14 protein-coding genes are annotated in these 20,228 nt (G+C 55.7%); 2 read left to right on the top strand and 12 right to left on the bottom strand.

Going from position 1 to position 20,228, the window contains the following annotated elements:
• Positions 1 to 32: 32 nt before the first annotated feature.
• From recD to rppH, 12 genes are all read right to left on the bottom strand, one after another.
• Complete coding sequence (gene recD, locus ACQG03_RS17015; RefSeq protein ID WP_063163544.1) at positions 33 to 1,853, bottom strand: exodeoxyribonuclease V subunit alpha; 1,821 nt, start codon at positions 1,851 to 1,853, stop codon at positions 33 to 35.
• Positions 1,850 to 5,392 carry an exodeoxyribonuclease V subunit beta gene (recB, locus tag ACQG03_RS17020; protein ID WP_063163545.1) on the bottom strand — a complete coding sequence of 1,181 codons (3,543 nt, stop codon included), beginning with the start codon at positions 5,390 to 5,392 and terminating at the stop codon, positions 1,850 to 1,852. The genes recD and recB overlap by 4 nt, the downstream gene beginning before the upstream one ends.
• Positions 5,389 to 8,271, bottom strand: coding sequence for a pitrilysin (ptrA, locus tag ACQG03_RS17025; RefSeq protein ID WP_023298507.1), 2,883 nt, complete (start codon positions 8,269 to 8,271; stop codon positions 5,389 to 5,391). The genes recB and ptrA overlap by 4 nt, the downstream gene beginning before the upstream one ends.
• Before the next feature lie 139 nt (positions 8,272 to 8,410).
• A complete protein-coding gene (gene recC, locus ACQG03_RS17030; RefSeq protein ID WP_063163546.1) occupies positions 8,411 to 11,785 on the bottom strand; it encodes an exodeoxyribonuclease V subunit gamma in 3,375 nt (1,124 codons plus the stop codon).
• 12 nt (positions 11,786 to 11,797) lie between these two features.
• Complete coding sequence (locus ACQG03_RS17035) at positions 11,798 to 12,121, bottom strand: prepilin-type N-terminal cleavage/methylation domain-containing protein (protein ID WP_023298509.1); 324 nt, start codon at positions 12,119 to 12,121, stop codon at positions 11,798 to 11,800.
• Positions 12,106 to 12,504 carry a DUF2509 family protein gene (locus tag ACQG03_RS17040; RefSeq protein ID WP_058676760.1) on the bottom strand — a complete coding sequence of 133 codons (399 nt, stop codon included), beginning with the start codon at positions 12,502 to 12,504 and terminating at the stop codon, positions 12,106 to 12,108. The genes ACQG03_RS17035 and ACQG03_RS17040 overlap by 16 nt, the downstream gene beginning before the upstream one ends.
• Positions 12,501 to 13,061 carry a prepilin peptidase-dependent protein gene (locus ACQG03_RS17045; RefSeq protein WP_032626039.1) on the bottom strand — a complete coding sequence of 187 codons (561 nt, stop codon included), beginning with the start codon at positions 13,059 to 13,061 and terminating at the stop codon, positions 12,501 to 12,503. Before ACQG03_RS17045 ends, ACQG03_RS17040 begins: the two co-directional genes overlap by 4 nt.
• Positions 13,052 to 13,516 carry a prepilin peptidase-dependent protein gene (locus tag ACQG03_RS17050; protein WP_045308825.1) on the bottom strand — a complete coding sequence of 155 codons (465 nt, stop codon included), beginning with the start codon at positions 13,514 to 13,516 and terminating at the stop codon, positions 13,052 to 13,054. The genes ACQG03_RS17045 and ACQG03_RS17050 overlap by 10 nt, the downstream gene beginning before the upstream one ends.
• 184 nt (positions 13,517 to 13,700) lie before the next feature.
• Positions 13,701 to 14,495: a thymidylate synthase gene (gene thyA / locus ACQG03_RS17055; protein WP_006811817.1), complete on the bottom strand. Its 795-nt coding sequence runs from the start codon at positions 14,493 to 14,495 to the stop codon at positions 13,701 to 13,703.
• A 6-nt stretch (positions 14,496 to 14,501) separates the two neighbouring features.
• Positions 14,502 to 15,377 (bottom strand): prolipoprotein diacylglyceryl transferase, encoded by an 876-nt coding sequence (gene lgt / locus ACQG03_RS17060; protein ID WP_022649236.1) that lies wholly within the window; start codon positions 15,375 to 15,377, stop codon positions 14,502 to 14,504.
• 228 nt (positions 15,378 to 15,605) lie between these two features.
• Positions 15,606 to 17,852, bottom strand: coding sequence for a phosphoenolpyruvate--protein phosphotransferase (gene ptsP, locus ACQG03_RS17065; RefSeq protein WP_023306854.1), 2,247 nt, complete (start codon positions 17,850 to 17,852; stop codon positions 15,606 to 15,608).
• A 12-nt stretch (positions 17,853 to 17,864) separates the two neighbouring features.
• Positions 17,865 to 18,395, bottom strand: coding sequence for an RNA pyrophosphohydrolase (rppH, locus tag ACQG03_RS17070; RefSeq protein WP_032622373.1), 531 nt, complete (start codon positions 18,393 to 18,395; stop codon positions 17,865 to 17,867).
• Positions 18,396 to 19,079: 684 nt separating this feature from the next.
• Between rppH and mutH the strand changes: the two genes are divergently transcribed.
• Positions 19,080 to 19,772 (top strand): DNA mismatch repair endonuclease MutH, encoded by a 693-nt coding sequence (mutH, locus tag ACQG03_RS17075; RefSeq protein ID WP_063163547.1) that lies wholly within the window; start codon positions 19,080 to 19,082, stop codon positions 19,770 to 19,772.
• A gap of 128 nt (positions 19,773 to 19,900) precedes the next feature.
• Positions 19,901 to 20,119, top strand: a complete 219-nt coding sequence (locus ACQG03_RS17080; protein WP_003862794.1) for a YgdI/YgdR family lipoprotein — start codon at positions 19,901 to 19,903, stop codon at positions 20,117 to 20,119.
• Positions 20,120 to 20,228: the final 109 nt, after the last annotated feature.

Raw genomic sequence — 20,228 nt, forward strand, 5'->3', positions numbered from 1 at the left:
AATCACCCTCTCCTGTCGGAGAGGGTGATTACTCAGACAGATTCAAAAATCGCGCTTAATCCGCTTCTGCGCTCGGTGCGAGTGGCAATCGCCTGACCCAGCACGCGCTCATTCGCATACAGCGACAGACGCTGGCGCGCACGGGTAACGGCGGTGTAGACCAACTCACGGGTTACGACCGGCGAAAGCTGTGTCGGCAGGATCAGCGCCGCATGGTTGAACTCTGAGCCCTGAGACTTGTGTACCGTCATCGCCCATGCCGTTTCATGCTCTGGCAGACGGCTGGGCTGGACGGACTTCACGCTGCCGTCCGGTAGCTGGAACCAGACGCGCAAACCGTTACCGCGATCGAGCGCAATACCGATATCCCCGTTGAACAGCCCCAGCGTACTGTCGTTGCGGGAGATCATCACTGGCCGGCCTTCATACCATCGCGAATGCTGCTGACGGTTAATTTTGCGTTTCTGCACCAGCAGCTGCTCCAGCCTGTCATTCAGGCCCGCAACGCCGAACGGCCCTTCCCGCAATGCGCACAGAAGCTGGTATTCGCCAAATGCGGCAATGACCTGCCCGGGCTGACTGCGCTGCTGCACGCAGCTCAGAAAACGCTGGTATCCCTGGAGAGCCTCCTCAAGCATAGCCTGATACTCTTCCCCGCTTTGCAGCGATTTCTTTTCAATGTCAGTGAAAGAGCCGTCAAACACCGTGCGCGTGGCATGCCGATCGCCACGGTTGACCGCCGCAGCCAGCTGACCGATGCCGGAGTCGCTACCGAAACGGTAGCTTTTTTGCAGCAGGCACAGGCTGTCACGCAGTGCGCCTGCGACTGGCGAGTGATCGGGTTCAAGCGAGCAGCCGGTCAGGCGGGCAAGCTCCTGCGCCCGCGCGGCGGTATAACCGTAGCTGGCGTAGGTACAGATATCCCCCAGTACCGCCCCGGCTTCCACGGAGGCGAGCTGGTCGCGATCGCCCAGGAAAACCACGCGCGCATGCGGCGGCAGAGCATCGATCAGGCGCGACATCATGGTCAGGTCAATCATGGAGGCTTCATCCACCACCAGCACGTCCAGATGCAGCGGATTACCCGCATGGTAGCGCAGCCGCTGGCTACCCGGCTGCGCGCCGAGCAGACGGTGCAGGGTACTCGCTTCACCCGGGAAAAGCGCAAGCTGCTCCTGAGTGAGCGGCAGCTGTTGCATCGCACCGCCCAGTGATTCGGTCAGTCGCGCCGCTGCTTTCCCGGTGGGCGCCGCCAGACGAATACGACATCGCTGCTCGCCTGATAGCTGGATCAGGGCTGCCAGCAGCTTTGCGACGGTCGTGGTTTTCCCGGTCCCCGGGCCACCTGAAATCACCGAAATCCGCCGCGTCAGGGCGACGGCCGCCGCCACTTTCTGCCAGTCTGTAGGCTCACCGGAGTCAAACAGCCTGTCCAGTGTCTGGCGAAGCTGCGCTTCGTCGCAGGGAAGCGGCGCGTTGGTCTCACTAAAGAAACGCGCTACCGTCAGTTCGTTTCGCCACAGACGGTTCAGATATAAGCGCTCCCCCGTCAGGATCAGCGGCGCCTGGTTTTCTCCCGGCCCGACGGCCGACGATTCGCGCAAAATTTTCTGCCAGTCCACCCTCTCCCCCAGCAGCGCAAAGCAGGACTGGAGGACAGGCGGCATTTTCTCGTCAACAACCAGACGCGAGAGCGGCAGACACACATGCCCCTCTCCGGCGTCTTTACTCAATAGGGCAGCGGCAAGCATCACGGCGGGCTGGTCAGCGGCAATCATCATGGCAAACTGCACATCCAGCTGACGCAGCACGCGTTGCTCTACCGCTTCCAGCAATAAGTCCTGCATCGTCATGCCATCTCCTCCGTGTTTGCTGCAAACAGGTTATCCATTTTATTAATCAATTCCGCATCCGGACGGGTGCTGAAGATCCCGGAGCGCGGATCGGCAGCGTCGACCCCGCGCAAGAAGAGGTAGATGACGCCACCAAAATGATCGTCGTAGCGGTAATCCGCAATACGGTGGCGCAAATAGCGGTGCAGCGCTAGCGTGTAGAGCTGATATTGCAGATCGTAGCGATGCATTTGCATGGCTGCCGCCATCGCCTGCTGGGTATAGGCTTCGCTGTTCTCGCCCAGCCAGTTCGATTTGTAATCCAGCAGGTAGTACCGTCCTTCGTGACGGAAGACCAGGTCGATAAAGCCTTTCAGCATGCCCTGCACTTGACGGAAGTTCAGCGGCGGGCAACCGGCTGAGAGCGGATCGTACTGACGGATAAGCGCATCGAGCGCGTCGGCCTTAAGCGGGCCTGCGACAGGCAGATAAAACTCCATCTCAACCTGTTTATTTCTGGCCGTTAGCTGACGAAGAGCGAAGCCCTGCTCAGTCAGCGGTGCCTGCAAAATGGCGTTGATCCAGTCAGTGAGAACGGGCTGCCAGTGCGCGTCATAGCCCCCGCTCTGTAGCATCTTCAGCACCCACTCCTCACTGACAGGCTGAGTAAAATCAAGCTCTTCAAAGAGGCTGTGCAAAAAGGTGCCCGGCAACGCGCCGCGTGGGAACTGATGCGGAGTTAACGTCGGTTCAACCGGAATATCACCCACCCCTGCGGCATCCACGTCCAGCTTCGGCATGAGATCCAGCGCAATACTTTGCCCGTGCTGTTGCAGGCCAGAATAGCTGGTGACGCGCCAGTCGTCGGCAAGCACCCGCGTGATCTGGCGCGCATTAAGGTCGGTCGCGGGCTCTTGCGCCATTTGCCAGCGGCTATTGTCTGGCAGAGACGGGATATGCAGTGCGATATCGTCACCGCAGAGCGACTCAATGCAGAGGCGCAACCCCGCCGCATCTTTCGGCTCGCCACGCTGAATAAGCCGCCCTAACGCGCTTAAATGGAAATCGCTTTCCCCTGTTTTCTCCCCGCGACGGCGGAAAACCGGGGCGACGCCCAGGCTGCAATGCCAGACAGAACGGGTCAGCGCCACGTAAAGCAGGCGCAAATCCTCCGCCAGACGCTCCGCTTCTGCCAGTTCAACGCTGGTCTCCGCCTTGCTGAGATCGAGCACCGCATCGAAAGTCTCGCGGTCATGGTAAAAGGCCTGATCCTGAACCCGGTAGTTCGCGATGAAAGGCAGCCAGACCAGCGGATATTCGAGACCTTTGGATTTGTGAATGGTGACGATTTGCACCAGATGCTTATCGCTCTCAAGACGCATCTGCTGGCTTGAAGAGTTACTGTTTGGATCCGCGATTTGCTGCGCCAGCCAACGCACAAGGGCATGTTCACTTTCAAGCTGGGTACCCGCTTCCTGTAACAGTTCGCTGATGTGTAAAATATCGGTCAGACGCCTTTCACCGCCGGATGTCGCCAGCATATTTTCGGCAATCTGACGCCATGTCATCAGCTCGCGCAGCATCGCCATGACGCCGCGCTTTTGCCAGCGTTCACGGTAATGGACAAACTCTTCTACCACCGCATCCCATGCGTTTTCGTCATGGTTGAGTTCATCAATATCCCGTGCGTTCAACCCCAGCATAGAACTGGCCAGCGCGCTTCGAAGCGTATTTTCGCGCTCCGGCGCCAGCACCGCCTGAAGCAACCAGAGCATTTCCTGGGCTTCCAGCGTGTCGAACACGCTGTCGCGGTTAGAGAGATACACTGACGGAATATCCAGCAACGTTAGCGCATCGCGGATTAACGCCGCTTCCTGACGACTGCGCACCAGCACGGTAATATCAGAGGCCTTTACAGGATATGCCTGTTCCCCCTTCCACAGCAGTGCCTCGCCGCGCGCGCCTGCGCTTAGCCAGTCACGGATTTGCGCGGCGCAGTGCTGGGCCATCGCCGCCTGATAATCGGCAACGCCATAGCCTTCCCCCTCAAGCAGCCAGAAGGTCATGGCGGGTTGCACCGCACCGCTGACTTCGAAGCGCAGGGATGCGTTTTTTGGGGCGGATTTCACCGGCAGGAATGGGATTTCATTGAACATGAATGCCGTCTCCATACGGCTGAACAGCGCATTGACGCTCTCAACCATCCCCGGAGCGGAGCGCCAGTTGGTATCTAACGTGTAATGCGCGACAACCTCACTACGGGCTTTCATATAGGTGAAGATATCTGCCCCACGGAAGGCGTAAATGGCCTGTTTAGGGTCGCCTATCAGCAGCAGGGCAGTGTCGGGCTGCTGTCGCCAGATGCGGCGAAAAATGCGGTACTGCTGGGGGTCGGTGTCCTGAAATTCGTCAATCATCGCCACCGGAAAACGGGTACGGATCGCGCTGGCGAGCGCTTCACCATTCTCGCTGGACAGGGCTTCGTCCAGGCGGCTCAGCATGTCATCAAACCCCAGCTCGCCCCGGCGACGTTTTTCGCGCGCGACGGCCTGGCGGATCTCCGTCATGGCGCGGGTGATCATCAGGTCATTGAGCGTTAATGGCTCCGCAAGCAACGCTTCAATCGCCACAAACAGGGGATGCTCAGGCACAATACCGTCGGCTTTGGTTCGCTCGGTCAAAAAGCGCTGCGAAAATTTTTCCAGTGCGTCCGGAAGCTGGTAACCCCGCGTCTCCTCCTGGGCCCAGGCGCTGATCTTTTCGATCCACTTCCCCTGGTTCCCACGGTTGAACTTGCGTCTGTCGATGCCTGAGTTTTCGATGATTGCATCAATTTCACCAACCGACTCATTCCACTTCTGCTTAAGCGCGGTAATTTTGGCGACGATCTTTTCATGGCGCGAGGCCAGCGTTTCATCGGCAGGCGGAGGAGATTTAATGACCGGCGCTTCGCCTTGCAGGTAACGGTCGATGGCGCGAAGAAGCTCTTCCGGACCTTTCCACAGGGCGTGAACCGCTTCAGCAATGTCGCGCTGCAACGGATAACAGTGACGACGCCAGAAATCCGCACAGGCCTGATAGCGAAGCTCGGATTCATCTTCAATAAGCTGCTGCTCAAAGAGCATGCCGGATTCAAACGCATTCAGGCTCAGCATGCGCTGACAAAAACCGTGAATGGTGAAGACGGACGCTTCATCCATTTGCCGTTCGGCCAGCAGCAGCCATTGCGCAGCCTGTTGCTTATCCGCAATCTCGTCCAGCAGGCTCGCGTAGAGGGGGTTATCCGTCGTCTGACGCAGACAGGCGATGCGCAGCTCATGAATGTTGCTGCGAATACGGCCACGCAGCTCGGCAGTGGCCGCTTCGGTGAAAGTTACCACCAGCAGCTCTTCCACGCTTAACGGGCGCGAAAAAGCGGCGTTGCCGCCGAGCCCCAACAGCAGACGCAGATAGAGCGCGGCGATGGTATAGGTTTTTCCCGTTCCCGCTGAGGCTTCAATCAGTCGCTCACCCTGTAGAGGTAAACTTAGGGGATCAAGCGGCTCAGCGGTATGGGTCATTCTTTCTTACTCCAGGGCATAGTTTGTTGCAGCGCGCTGACGCTCTTCCAGACGGTCCACTCTTTTGATTTTACGTAGTCCGTTTTCCCGTTCTGGCTGCCAGAAACCTGAGACAGGATGGCCATACCCTGCGGTTTTACTACCGCCTGATGGAAGAAATCGGCAACTTTTTGTGGCGTCAGCTGTTTTATTTCGGCCACTATTTTATCACGCGAATCAAATTTCATATTACCGCGATCAAAATCTTTGCTCAGCTGCGAGGCCTCTTCACCCAGCGTCTGCGGCGGTTGCATCACCTGGGCGATAACCGCCTGCTGGATCTGGGCAAACTCTTCCGGCTTCATGGCGCGCAGTTTTGCTTCCGCCTGCGGGAAGAATGCCTGATAACGTTGCCACAGGTAAGCGGGTTGCTTGTCGCTGCTTTGCAGAAGGAAGCCCAACCCCCACTGACGGCCCACATTCATCGAGAAAGCGAATACCGCATAACCCAGCTGCTCTTCGGTGCGCAGCTGGTTGTAAAACCACGGCTGAATAATTTGACCGAGCACCGCACTCTGGGCAGAGCTGGTAAATTCGTCATATCCGACAGGGACAAAGACCGCGGCCAGCGCGGAATCCGTGCTGCTTCCCGCTTTTTCGAAGATCGCATTCTGCTTTTTCTCTACCAGCACATCCTGGTTACGGCACCACTCATCGCCTTTTGAACCCAGTTGCGCACGCACGTTTTGTGCCAGCGTTTTAGCCTGATCTTCGCTCATGTTCCCTACAACCAGGAACTCCGGACGAGTATTGGTTTTCAGCGAATCACGGTAAGCCAGCACCTCTTTTAAGGTGACTGAGGGCAATAACGCGCGGCGATCTTCGCGCTGGAAATAAGGAATTTGGGACAACATCTGTGCTGGCATAATCGCCTGATCGTAGGCTTTACCCTTCTCGGCAGAATCCATCATCTGGGCATACCAGGACTTAGCCTGCTCGAGCTGTTCTTCCGTAGGCGTATAGCTGAAATAACCGTCCAGCAGCGCCTGGAACAGCTGCGGCAAACGCTGGGTATAGCCGTTGGCATTCACCATCAGGCCGTTATTGGCATTGGTGGAGAAACTGATACCGCCAACGGCAGCCTGGTTGCTGAGCTGATCGAGGGCAATACCGGCCAGATAATCGTTAAGCGCAAACAGCACCTGGTTTCTGGCGCTGTCCATTGCTTTAGGATTACGCAGCACTACGCTGACATCCGCTTTTGGCTCGTCGCCGAAATAGCGGCTTGGGGTGTAGACCACGCGCAGCGTCGGCTCATCAACAATCAGCTCCGGATGCGGATAGGCCTTTGCAGGTTTGATCAGCGAGAAATCGTCCGGGATGTAGGGGTTAAGCTCCGGTAACTTCAGCGCAATTTCCCCCGCCTTTTTCTGCCAGCCCGCGAAGGTCTGTTCGCTGATTTTTTCAACCTGATACGGGGCATCAACGAAGTAGGCCATTTTGTTATGCGGTTCGTTCGGGCTGATATACCAGACGCGGGCATTCTGCGGAGTCATCATCGCCAGACGCGCTTTGAGCGCCCCGGCGTCATACTGATCGGCAATATTTACCGCATCCAGCGTATGTTCCACCGGCACGCGGATCATGGTATCTGCCAGCCACTCGACGTAGTCCATATCACGCGTAATAGAGGGATAGCGGAAATCGAGATCCAGCACGTGCGCCAGCTCGTCGAAGTAGCGTTTATCGACGCCTTTGTCGCGCAGCAGAGAGAGATAACTGAAAATGGCCGCAACGACGTCGTCACGGTGAGCCAGCCCTTTATCGGTCAGCGTCGCGGAGATGGCCAGCACGCCGCTATTCCCGTTTACGACGGGATCGGAGTCAGCGCGAATACCTTCCACCAGCCCCTGCTTTTGCAGCCAGTCGGAGAGCGTACCCGGGCTGCGGTTACCGATAAGATAAGTCACCAGCTCGTCGGTTTTGCTGCGGAACTGCGCCGTGTTGTTATCAATACGGAATTCAACGCGTAACACCTTGCGCGGCAAGGCCGGCACATAGTGAATAACAATGCCTTTTTGCGCGTCCGTGACAACCGGCACGTTAATCTGCGGCAGATCGATATTTTTATTTGGCACCCTGCCATAGGTCTGCGCAGCCATGTTTGCCAGCGTCGGCAACGGTTTATTGCTGTAAATAACCGCTTTCATCAGATTGGCGGAATAGTATTTTTCACGAAACGCATGCAGCGCATCGAGCACCGGGCTACCCGGCTTGTCGCTCAGCGTTTCAAGGTTGCCGCCTGAGAAGCGCGAACCCGGATGCGCCGGATTGATGGTTTCAGCGCTAACCTGCGCCATGCGCATACCGTCTCGCGTGCGCGCCATCGTCAGTTCGGCGTTTACGGCGTTGCGTTCCCGGTCAGCATATTTTTTATCCAGCAGCGGTGCGGCGATGGCATCCGCCAGACGGTCCACCGCCCCGTCAAGCGCATCATTTTCCACTTCCAGGTAAAACGCGGTACGATACGGCGCAGTGCTGGCGTTGTGGCTGCCGCCATGCATTTTCAGAAATTCGGACAGGCTGTCAGGCTGTGGGTATTTTTTAGACCCCATCAGCGTCATGTGCTCAAGGTAGTGCGCCAGTCCCGGATGGGCGTCAGGATCTTCCAGCGACCCCACCGGCACAACCAGTGCGGAGAGCGATTTAACCGCCTGAGGATCGGAAACCAGCAGCACGGTCATCCCGTTATCAAGACGAATCGCCTGATACTGACGGGTGTCCTTATCGCTCTTACGGATTGTTTCCTGGACAGGTTGCCAACCGGAATCGGCCTGAGTGACGGGAGCCCAAAGGGCGATAAACAAAACAAACGCTTTGAACAAGGTGCTGCCTGGCATTACGACCTCTTTATCACGGCTACATCATTAACAACGTGCGTGCTGGACACGCCAGCATCTCTTTCTTTGGGTACATCAGTCCGTGATAAGAGGTGCATCATAAATGAACACCCCGTACTGTGCAATTTTTATACAGCACTCAGGACTGCTTAAATTTGAACAACGGTAACAGGTAGCGTTGCGCCTCTTCCGTGATAATGTCGAAATATTCTGGCTCCAGCGTTCGCCATAAACGTTGATACCAGACATCGTCGCCCTCGCCACGTACCATCATGTTCCCTTCGTAGGCCTGCAAAAACTTGCTGCGCGCTTTCTGGAGCGAAGCCTCATCCGTTAACATGGCATCATTCTGCGCGTCGTAACAGGCTTTTATCCATGCCCCCCCACTTTCAGGCAGCAAAAGCAGAGGCTTGTTCATGCCCTGACGATAACCTTCAATATAAAGCGACAGATACGTCAACGCCTGCTCAGGCTCCATCGGCGGGAAGCGCCACTCGCCGTCCTTACGTACAAACAACCGGCTTTCGCCTTCGTGACCACTCGCACTGTAGACAAGATGTTCGAGCCAGAGTTGCAGGCCATGTGAAACGCTGAGCATAGATGGGCGCCAGCGTAGCAGCCCGTCAGACTGCACGTGCGTGAGCCAGCCGCTGAGGTGCATACCGTTACAATCGAGATCAATTTCAATGCTGCTCGCCGGTTGCCGACACGCGATAACCCGGTCAGCAAGCGCTTGCATCTCCTCACACTGGGCATCCCAGACGATTTCGCCGAACGCACCATACGGCAGTAATCCCGACGCCCTGTAACGTCGGAACAGTTTACTGGCGTCTTCTTCGTCAACCAGCGCATTCAAAAGCTGGGAATTAAGCTTAAAACGCTCCAGTCCATCAAGAATAAACGGTTCCGCATCAGGGATTTCGCTCTCTTCCGAGCGGAAGTTCACCTGCAAGCGTTGCTGGAAAAAAGCCCGAACCGGATGGGCCCAAAAGCGCTGCAGCTGCTCAAACGTAAGGGTGTCTATGGCGCGCGGTTCGAGCGCCTGAATGAAATCGGTTTGCGGTGTGCCCGCGTTCTTCGCAGCGGGAAGCCACTCGCGGGCGTAGCTTTGCAGTTCATCAGGAACGTAATTGACAGGATCAAACGGCATACGGCTATGGTGACAGGTAATATGCGCTTTCACCCGACGTTCGCTTTCGTCGCAGTTACAGGCCTCATCGCCCGGCAGATAGTGACTCTGCCCGATGTAGTCCACCAGCTCCTGCACCAGCACGGACGGGAAACGCTCGCTGTTGTCCTGAATTGAGCGGCCGATATAGCTGATATAAAGCCTGCTTTGCGCAGACATCAGCGCCTCAAGGAAGAGATAACGGTCATCATCGCGGCGGCTGCGGTCGCCCCGCTTCGGCTGTGCGCTCATGAGATCAAAGCCCAGGGGTGGCAGCGCACGTGGATAAATACCGTCGTTCATGCCAAGCAGACAGACTACTTTGAACGGGATTGAACGCATCGGCATCAGGGTGCAGATATTCACCGGCCCAGCAAGGAAGCGCTGGCTGATGCGCTCCTGATCGAGACGTTGCGTCAGCTCATCACGCAGAAGCGAAAGGGGAACCGCCTCGTGATAGTGCGAATTAACCCCCTCATCAACGATGGCCTGCCACTGCTTCTCGATAAGCGCCATGGCGGCTTCCGTTTCGCTGTCCGGCAGGAAGAAGTCATTTAGCATTTCGCGGCAAATCGGCAGCCACTCTTCGAGTGGACGGGGCTGCATCAATGCACGGCGCCAGCGGTTGAGCTGCATCAGCAGCGAGGCTAAGTGACCAACCAGTTCCGCAATTAACCCACTGGACTCATCGTACGGCAGCACGTCATTCCATTCGCCGTGGATGCTCTCCATCGCATACCCCAGCAGCATACGCGTCAGGCCAAACTGCCAGGTATGCTGGCCAGTCGCGGGCAGCTCAAACTCCTGGACGTTATCATCGTCGATTCCCCAGCGGACGCCGGATTCGTTGACCCACTGGCGCAGGTAGCGCAAGCCCTCTTCGTTAATGCTGAAGCGTGCGGCCAGAACAGGCACATCCAGTAATGCCAGCACATCCTCAGAGATAAACCGGCTATCAGGCAGCGAAAGCAGGCTGATAAAGGCCTGTAGCGCCGGGTGTGACTGACGAGCACGGCGGTCAGAGATCGCGTAGGGAAGATAGCGGTCGCCCGTTGCGCTGCCAAATACAGCCTGAATAAACGGGCTGTAGCTGTCGATATCCGCCACCATCACCACGATATCGCGGGGTGTCAGGGTTGGGTCGCCCTGCAACATAGCCAACAGGCGGTCATGAAGAATTTCAACTTCACGCTGTGGGCTGTGGCAAACGTGGATCGCGATACTGCGATCGTCAGGATCCAGTTTTCGCTTCTTATCGCTTCGCGCAAACTCCTCGGCAGTGATCCCGGCCACGGCACGGTTTTCTAAATCCAGAATATCAAGCTGAATATTGTGCAGCAGGCTGTCCGGCGTAATATCCGCAAACGCGTCCACGTCCCCCTCTCCCGAGGAGGTGATATCTGAAAGCAGATAAATATAGTCGCGCCCCAGCTTGCCCCACGAGGCAAGTAGCGGGTTCGGCAGGTTCTGAATCCCCTCTTCATCGAAAAGCTGCGCCGCGTTTTCACTGTCTTTAAACAGCGGCACGGCGCGTTCCTCAAAGAGGCGTTTACGCTGGCGGGTGACCAGCCGTGAAAGCCAGCGCGGATCCTGAATATCTCCCCAATAGTGCCGACATGGGTTGGTAAAGAGGATATGGATATCAATGTGCTTACCGAGCGCTTTTAGCGCGTTCAGGTAGACAGGCGGCAGCGCGGAGATACCGCAAATGAACACGCGTGACGGCAAACGGGCTGGCCGTTCTGCGGTGTTCTCAAGTGTTGAGATAAAGCGATCGTACAAGTTAGCACGGTGCCATTTAGGCTGACCGAGCTGCCCGGTATGCTCGACCAGCGCTTTCCAGAGCGGCGCCTGCCAGATTTGCGCTTCCGGTAACCCATCGACTAATTCTCCCGCTTCCCAGCGAATCAGCCATTCTGCGCGGTAAACCAGATACTGGTCATAGAGGTCAGCAGTGCGTGAGGCCAGCTGAAAAAGTTTGCGCTTGTCGGTGTCGTCATTCAGATAGTGGCGCAGCATGGCGAACTCATCATGCGCCAGCATGTCCGGCAGCAGCGTCATCAGTTTCCAGGCCATGCTTTGTTTGTTGAAGGCACTCTGCTCAGGAATATCCGGCAGGACGCGTACAAACATCTCCCAGATAAAGCTCGCGGGCAGCGGAAAATCGATATTCGCCGCAATGCCAAACTTCTGTGAAAGGGACATTTGTAGCCACTGCGCCATACCGGTGCTCTGCACCAGCACCATTTCTGGCTCAAACGGATCGTCAAGACGCTCTTGCTCAACGATATACTCCATCAGTGCTTCCAGCACATCCAGACGATTTGAGTGGTAAACCCTTAGCATAAACGCTCCCGACTAGCGGCTAACCGGGCAATGCAGACGCGTCAACGCGCCCTGCCGCCCCAGAGGAGAAATAAGTGTGACCGTGATGCTGACACATCCGGACTGTGTTGTCTGCCCCCGACTGACCTGCCAGCCCGGCGGGAGCGTTAATGTTGAGATCTGCGACTGATTCCACGCATGATGCCATAGCTGGCGATACTGGCTAAGCGCCGCATACCGGGCTGCAAGCGCGCGATGATATCCGGATAACGCCGTCACAACTACAACCAGCAACATCATTGCCAGCAAAACCTCAACCATGCTAAATCCTTTTTGTCTGCTCAGGGTAACTGACATAGCGCACTTTCCTTAAGGGGGCAGAAGTCGCTCCAGCCGTGGGCAGAAAAGCGTATTTGTCCTTCCGCGATATCCCCGCCTCGCCATAGCAACAGATCGTCATTTCCGGCAACAAGCAAAACACGCTCCTCAAACAGCCTTACACAGACCCGCAGACCTTGTGTCTGCTTGCACTGAACCTCTGGCTGTAAAGCCCAGTCTTGAACGCGTCCCCACTCCAGTGCAGATTGCAAGGCAGCCTGCTGGCGAACAGACAAACTCTCGCCATTCACCAACGTACTAAAGGTTTGCAACTGCTGGTTTAATCCGGTGAGGATCAGCGTGCCGAGCACCAGCAATAGCAAGACCAGCGCCAGCGATGACATGCCCCGCTGACGATTCACAGATTAAACCCCGTTACGGTGTGGCGAGCCGAAAAGGGTGCGGTCAGTTCACCTTTGCGGCGGGCACGCAGCTCGATACTGATGACCGGCGCAAAGCCAGCACGATCGGTTTTAGTGACCATAAACTGCTCTATCAGGACCCGATCCGGGTCAGTGAGCTTATCCCATCCCTTACCTTCACAGGATGTCGCGCCCCGCAGCGTTTCGAGCGTTCCGGACTCAAGCCGAAATCCCGTGCTGTCATTTTCTGACGCGGTGCTATCCCACTGGCCGTTGCTGTTTGCATCCCATTGCACAATTGCACATCGCCCTTGCCTGCCGATAATTAACCCTTGCCCCTGACAATGCCCTGCACAGTATCCTGCTCGCTGGAGCTGTTTACCCATCGCAAGCAGGCGTTGCCACACCTCATCTTCCAGCTCCCGTTGCCCGGATTGCAGTAAAACACCCCGCTGTAGCCCCGGTAAAAAACGTGACGTGCTGAGTAACAGAATACTGCTTATCGTCATCGCAATCAGGACCTCCAGCAGGGAGAACCCTTTTTGTTTTACTGGCATGCACCTTCTCCTGCGGCATCACACAGCCTGATACGTCCGCCATTTGAGACAATAACCCACCACGCACCGGCGCGGCTCTGCACGCGAATATGTCCGGCCCATGCGGTATCCCTTAAGCCGTAAAATCCCAGCGCAGGCGTTACGTCGCTCAGCGTGACCTCCGGCCATAACGGTTTCATCACGAACGGGCCGCCGCTGTCGCAGCCCGGGACCACAGCGCTGACAAGGCAGGCCTGATTCCCGTCAGCGTGAAGCGCGATCCTGTGCTCGCTGTTGTGACGATTTGCGTCGTTTCGCAAGAACGCCAGGTAATCCCGCACCTGACAGGCTGTCTGCCAGAGCCGCTGCCGCTGTTGCCAGCTGTCCCAGCCATAAAGACCCGTCGCGCTGAGGATCACAACCAGCGAGATGGCGAAAAGGGTTTCGATAAGCGTAAAGCCATGTTCGTTTTTCATGGCGGGAGTGTGGCGGAATGGTAGAAAAGGCGCGAGCGTTAAACCAGAACATTACGAGCCGCTTTCCGGAGATTTTCACCCGTTGCAACGCGTTACATCGTCTCTGGAAACAGGCTCGAAGAACAAAACGAGCGCGAAAAAAAACCGGCGCTAAAGAGCACCGGTTGTGTCAGGATTCGCCGTATCAGATGGCGACAGGGGCTTTGATGCCAGGATGCGGGTCGTAGCCTTCAATCTCGAAGTCATCAAAACGGTAATCGAAGATCGAGTCCGGTTTGCGTTTGATCACAAGCTTCGGCAATGCACGCGGTTCGCGCGTCAGCTGGAGATGCGTCTGTTCCATATGATTGCTGTAGAGGTGGGTATCACCACCCGTCCAGACAAAATCGCCCACTTCAAGATCGCACTGCTGCGCCATCATGTGCACTAACAGCGCGTAGCTGGCGATGTTAAACGGCAGGCCGAGGAACACGTCGCAGGAGCGTTGATACAGCTGGCAGGAGAGTTTGCCGTCCGCCACGTAGAACTGGAAAAACGCGTGGCAAGGCGCCAGCGCCATTTTATCCAGTTCACCCACGTTCCAGGCAGAAACAATGATACGGCGCGAGTCCGGGTCATTTTTCAGCTGGTTCATGACGGTCGTGATCTGGTCGATATGGCGGCCGTCCGGGGTAGGCCACGCGCGCCATTGCTTGCCGTAAACCGGCCCCAGGTCGCCGTTCTCATCTGCCCACTCGTCCCAGATGGAGACATTGTTTTCATGCAGATAAGCAACGTTGGTATCGCCTTGCAGGAACCAGAGCAGTTCATGAATGATCGAGCGCAGATGACAGCGCTTCGTCGTCACCAGAGGGAAGCCTTCTTGCAGATTGAAGCGCATCTGGTGGCCAAAAATGGAGAGCGTACCGGTGCCGGTGCGGTCGTTTTTCGGCGTGCCCTCGTCGAGCACTTTTTTCATCAATTCAAGATACTGTTTCATGATTCCTCAGGAAAGTTGTTGCTGTGGACGACGACGATACGCCCAAATCATCATAATGGCACCCGCGACAATCATCGGAATGGAGAGGATCTGCCCCATGCTGATGTACTGTACCCACTCGCCGGTAAACTGTGCATCCGGCTGGCGGAAGAACTCGACGATGATACGAAACGCGCCGTAGCCAATCAGGAACAGACCAGATACTGCCCCCATTGGGCGCGGTTTGCGGATATACAGATTCAGGATGATAAACAGCACCACACCTTCCAGCGCCAGCTCATAAAGCTGAGACATATGACGCGGCAGAACGCCGTAGGTATCGAAAATGGACTGCCACTCAGGATGCGAAGGCAGCAGCGCGATATCCTCTGCGCGGGAGCCCGGGAACAGCATGGTAAACGGCACGCTCGGATCGACACGCCCCCAGAGTTCACCGTTGATGAAGTTGCCCAGACGCCCTGCACCCAGCCCAAACGGGATTAATGGCGCAATAAAATCAGCCACCTGGAAGAAGTTACGTTTGGTGCGTTTGGCGAAGATCACCATCACGAGGATCACACCAATCAGTCCGCCGTGGAAGGACATGCCGCCGTCCCAGACGCGGAACAGATAGAGCGGGTCGTTCAGGAATACCGGGAAGTTGTAGAACAGAACATAGCCGATGCGCCCGCCCAGGAATACGCCAAGAAAGCCAGCATAAAGCAGGTTTTCCACTTCGTTCTTCGTCCAGCCGCTGCCTGGACGACTGGCGCGACGACCAGCAAGCCACATGGCAAAGACGAAGCCCACCAGGTACATCAGTCCGTACCAGTGAAGCGCTACAGGTCCTATTGAGAAAATAACCGGATCGAATTCCGGAAAATGCAGATAACCACTGTTCATCTGTCACCACAAGATGTTGTTATTCCGCTGAAAGTGGACAGCGGCTGAATTGCATTCCCGCCGTTGGCAGGTGCTCCAAAGTTGCGAATCATAGCATAAGGCAGGCGCGGAGGATGCGCCTGAGATGTAAAAGATGTGTATAGGGTTTTATGCGCGCTGTTCCCCCTCACCCCATTCCTCTTCCTCAAGGGAGAGGGGGTCGTCCGAGCAGTCATTATTTTGTGGGGATCAGCGGCCGCCGCGGATCAAACCGCCCATGCCGCGTCGCTCCATAAACGCCGCCACCTGATGGCGCACTTCGGCTGCCAGCTGTGCTTCCAGGCTACGCGCGGCCAGCTCATGCGCCTCATCTTGTTCGATGTGACGTAACAGGTATTTCACACGCGCAACGGAACGTCCGTTCATTGACAGGTGACGGAAACCGAGGCCAATCAGGATCGCCACGCACATCGGATCGCCGGCCATTTCACCGCACAGGCGCAGGTCGATATTATGCTGCTCGGCTTCGCGGGCGATCATCGCCAGGGCACGAAGCATCGCCGGATGCAGGCTGTCGTAGATACTGGCCACGCGGGTATTGTTGCGATCGACCGCCAGAATGTATTGCGTTAAGTCGTTGGTGCCAACGGAGATAAAATCAACGCGGGTCGCCAGCTGCGGCAACATAAAGACCATCGAAGGCACTTCCAGCATCACGCCAATACGGGGTTTAGGGATCGCGTAGCCGATCATCTCTTCCACTTCGCGCCCTGCACGTTCAATCAACCGCCGCGCTTCGTCGATCTCGTCAATACTGGTGACCATCGGCAGCAAAATGCTGAGATTCCCCGTGGCCGCGTTGGCACGCAGCATCGCACGAACCTGGATAAGGAAAATTTCCGGCTGATCGAGGGTAATGCGGATCCCACGCCAGCCGAGGCAGGGATTCTCTTCACTGATGGGCATATAGGGCAGTTGCTTATCCGCGCCGACGTCGAGGGTGCGCAACGTGACGGGTTTGTCGTTAAACATCTGCAACATGCCCTGATACTGCGCAACCTGCTCCTCTTCTGACGGGAAGCCGCTTTGCAGCATGAACGGTATTTCGGTGCGGTAGAGACCAATGCCATCGATGCGGCTGCCGAGCTTCTCTTCATGCTCGGGGCTTAACCCCGCGTTGAGCATCACCTTCACCCGCTCACCGCTCTTGAGCTGCGCGGGCAGGTTGACGTCATCTTCCGCCAGCTTGCTTAATTCATTCTCTTCGCTGATAAGACGCTGGTACTCCTGAAGGAGAACCGGCTCAGGATCCACCAGCAACTCACCGCGATATCCGTCCACCACCAGCGTACGGCGATGCAGTACGGAGGGCTGAATATCCGCCCCCATCACGGTCGGAATACCGAGCGCACGCACCATAATGGCGGCATGAGAGTTAGCTGCGCCATCGCGCACCACCACGCCCGCCAGCCTGTCCTGCGGTAATTCCGCCAGCGTCGTCGCCGAGAGTTCATCGGCCACCAGCACAAACCGGTTCGGCCAGGCATTCGCCCCCTGAATAGTATCATCGAGGTGGAACAGCAGACGTTGCCCAAGCGCGCGTAAATCGCCGGCGCGCTCTTTCAGATAGCCGTCAGTCAGTACCGCAAACTGCTCGGCAAATTTTTCAATGACCTTTTTAACCGCCCACTCTGCCACCGACCCCTTATCGACCTCGGCAAATAACTCACGACGCAAACGCGCATCGGAAAGCAGGTGTGAGTAGAGATCGAAAATGGCCGCCGTCTCTTTTTGCGCGCCAGCGGCAAAGCGTTTGCTGTAGCGACGAAACTCATTCGCCGCCTCTTCCAGCGCAGCGGTGAGCCGTTCGCGCTCAAGCGCCTCATCCAGCGTAGAGGCTTCGTAGACCTGCTCCATCAGCGGGAGCGTGGCATCCATCCAGCCTTCGGCTATAGCGACCCCCGGCGAGGCCGGAAGCGCGCGAATACGCGTATGACGATACTGACCAAAAAGAGCTGTCAGTTGGGACTGAGAGAGGATCGCCGCCATCTGCGTTGCCAGCGTGACGAGGAAGGACTCCTCGCTTTCATCGTACTGGCGCAGCTCGCGCTGCTGAACAACAAGCACGCCAAGCAGCTGGCGGCGCTGAATAATCGGTACGCCAAGAAACGCGCGGAAACGCTCTTCTTTGACGGAAGGGATATATTTGAAGCTGGGGTGTTTTTGCGCATCGGCAAGGTTGATTGGCTCCGCCAGTCGCCCGACCAGGCCAACAATACCTTCATCAAACGCGAGCGTGACGGTGCGTCCCCGTGGTTTTTTTAATCCGCGGGTTGCCATAAGGTAGTAGCAACGTCGGTCATGGTCGGCCAGGTAGACCGAACAGACCTCGGTTTCCATCGCAAGACAGATGTCCGTCACCAGAATATTCAGCGCCTCGTTGAGGCGAGGCGCACTGGCGACCTTTTCAACTATTTCTCGCAAGCGGGTGAGCATGATTTGCGTAGCTTAACCTCTTTTACGTCGCCAGGCAGGTGCGCTCTGTGGCTTCGGAGTCGTCTCCTGAAGCTGCATCACGACACTTGCGAACTCTTTCATCACCCTACGGTATACATCGCGCTTGAATGACACGACCTGACGAACCGGATACCAGTAGCTTACCCAGCGCCAGCCATCAAACTCTGGCGTGCTGCTGGTTTGCATATTGATATCTGAATCGTTGCCCACCAACTGCAAAAGAAACCACTTCTGTTTCTGGCCGATACAAACCGGCTTTGTGTCCCAACGCACCAAACGTTTCGGTAACTTGTAACGCAACCAGTTGCGGGTCGAAGCCAGGATGCGAACATCTTTTCGGCTTAAACCAACCTCTTCAAACAGCTCCCGGTACATCGCTTGTTCTGGGGACTCTCCAGGATTGATCCCGCCTTGCGGGAACTGCCAGGAGTGCTGACCATATCGCCGGGCCCACATCACCTGGCCCTGACGATTACAAATTACTATTCCTACGTTTGGGCGGTAGCCATCGTCATCAATCACCGGACTACCCCAAACTAAATCTGATATATGAATGATTGTTTCACACTACAGGGAGGCGGTAAACCACTCTCTTACAGGCCTGCAACCTAATAACATTTGAATAACTCACAATTTTGTGAGGAGTTATAAACAGATGAGGGCGACTGAGACCATTTTTATTCACCTTTTCTGTGGATATAGTTGTGAAGAAGTATGGAATTACCGATGAACAACCTTGTGGCCCGGCGAATCGAAAATTTTCATCACTTAATATAAATTATTTAAATTCATCTAGTTAAACGTAAATTTAGGGTATCAAAGGCGATTAACGTGACGATCGTCACATCAAAGATCTTCCTGGTGATGAAAGATCGAACAGCGTCGGTTTTATCCACAGATTGTGCCAATAAGTTAGGCACTATTTGTGTGAAAATTCGATTTTCATCGCACGTCAAGGCTGTAAATTGAGACAGTAGTGGCGGTTATTCGCAGTTATCCCATTTTTCTGTGGATAACATGGTGTAAGATCCTGTTTATTGTCAGTGACCAGAATTGCACAACCTGTTTTTTAGCCATGGCGCGACGGGATACATTCTTAAAAAACATAATATAAATCATCCACATGGAATATATACTCAGAAAAAAGTAAACTCTATCCACAAGGGATAAAATATCAGTTCATTTTTTAACCAAAAGGTTGTCAGCATGCATTCTCTCGCCCCACTGCTCTCTCCTCCCGTCAGTGAAGCCCAGTTGCTCCAGCAGGCACAACGTCTGGCAGGCTATGCACTGGGCGAGCTGGCCGTGATGGCGGAGTTGACGATACCCAACGATCTGAAGCGCGATAAAGGCTGGATCGGCGTGTTGCTTGAACGTTGGCTGGGCGCAAGCGCGGGCAGTAAACCCGAGCAAGATTTTGCGGCGCTGGGGGTGGAACTGAAGACGATCCCCATTGATAGCCTGGGGCGGCCACTGGAAACTACCTTTGTCTGCGTTGCGCCGCTAACGGGTAATAGCGGAGTGACATGGGAAACCAGCCACGTCAGGCATAAGCTGAAGCGGGTGTTGTGGGTACCCGTTGAGGGTGACAGGCAGATCCCGCTGGCAGAGCGTCGCGTTGGCGCCCCACTGCTCTGGAGCCCGGATGAAGAAGAAGAGAGACAGCTTTCCCAGGACTGGGAAGAGCTGATGGACATGATTGTGCTGGGACAGGTTGAGCAGATCACCGCCCGGCATGGCGAAGTGCTGCAACTCCGTCCCAAAGCCGCCAACAGCAAAGCGCTCACTGAAGCGGTAGGTGCACAGGGCGAACCGATCCTGACGCTGCCGCGCGGCTTCTATCTTAAAAAGAATTTCACCGGTGCACTGCTGGCACGACACTTCCTGTTGAAAACATAGTTTTTTACCAATTTTGCGCTCCGGCTAACATAATCTCCTCCTTTTTAAGATTTCCCCCCTTTCACCTGTCGTAATATCAGGTTATTACTACACTATGATTTGATACGAGCCAGGTGAGGATGAGAACGATGAAAAAATGGGCAGTAATTATCTCAGCAGTCGGTTTAGCGTTTGCGGTATCGGGTTGTAGCAGCGACTATGTCATGTCAACGAAAGATGGTCGTATGATCCTGACCGATGGCAAACCCGAAGTCGACGACGATACCGGTCTGGTGAGTTACCGCGATCGCGAAGGCAATCAAATGCAAATTAATCGCGACGAAGTCTCCCAGATCATCGAGCGTTAAACAGATAAAGGTCAGTAGCTTGCTGGCCTTTTTGATTTTTTCCTTCCCCTTTTGCCTTCCCTCTGCCATGTTTATATTCCTTTGTCGGGAGGTTCCTGACGCGGTCTGT

This window comes from Enterobacter cloacae complex sp. 342H5 (assembly GCF_050030905.1).
Taxonomy (GTDB): domain Bacteria; phylum Pseudomonadota; class Gammaproteobacteria; order Enterobacterales; family Enterobacteriaceae; genus Enterobacter; species Enterobacter intestinihominis.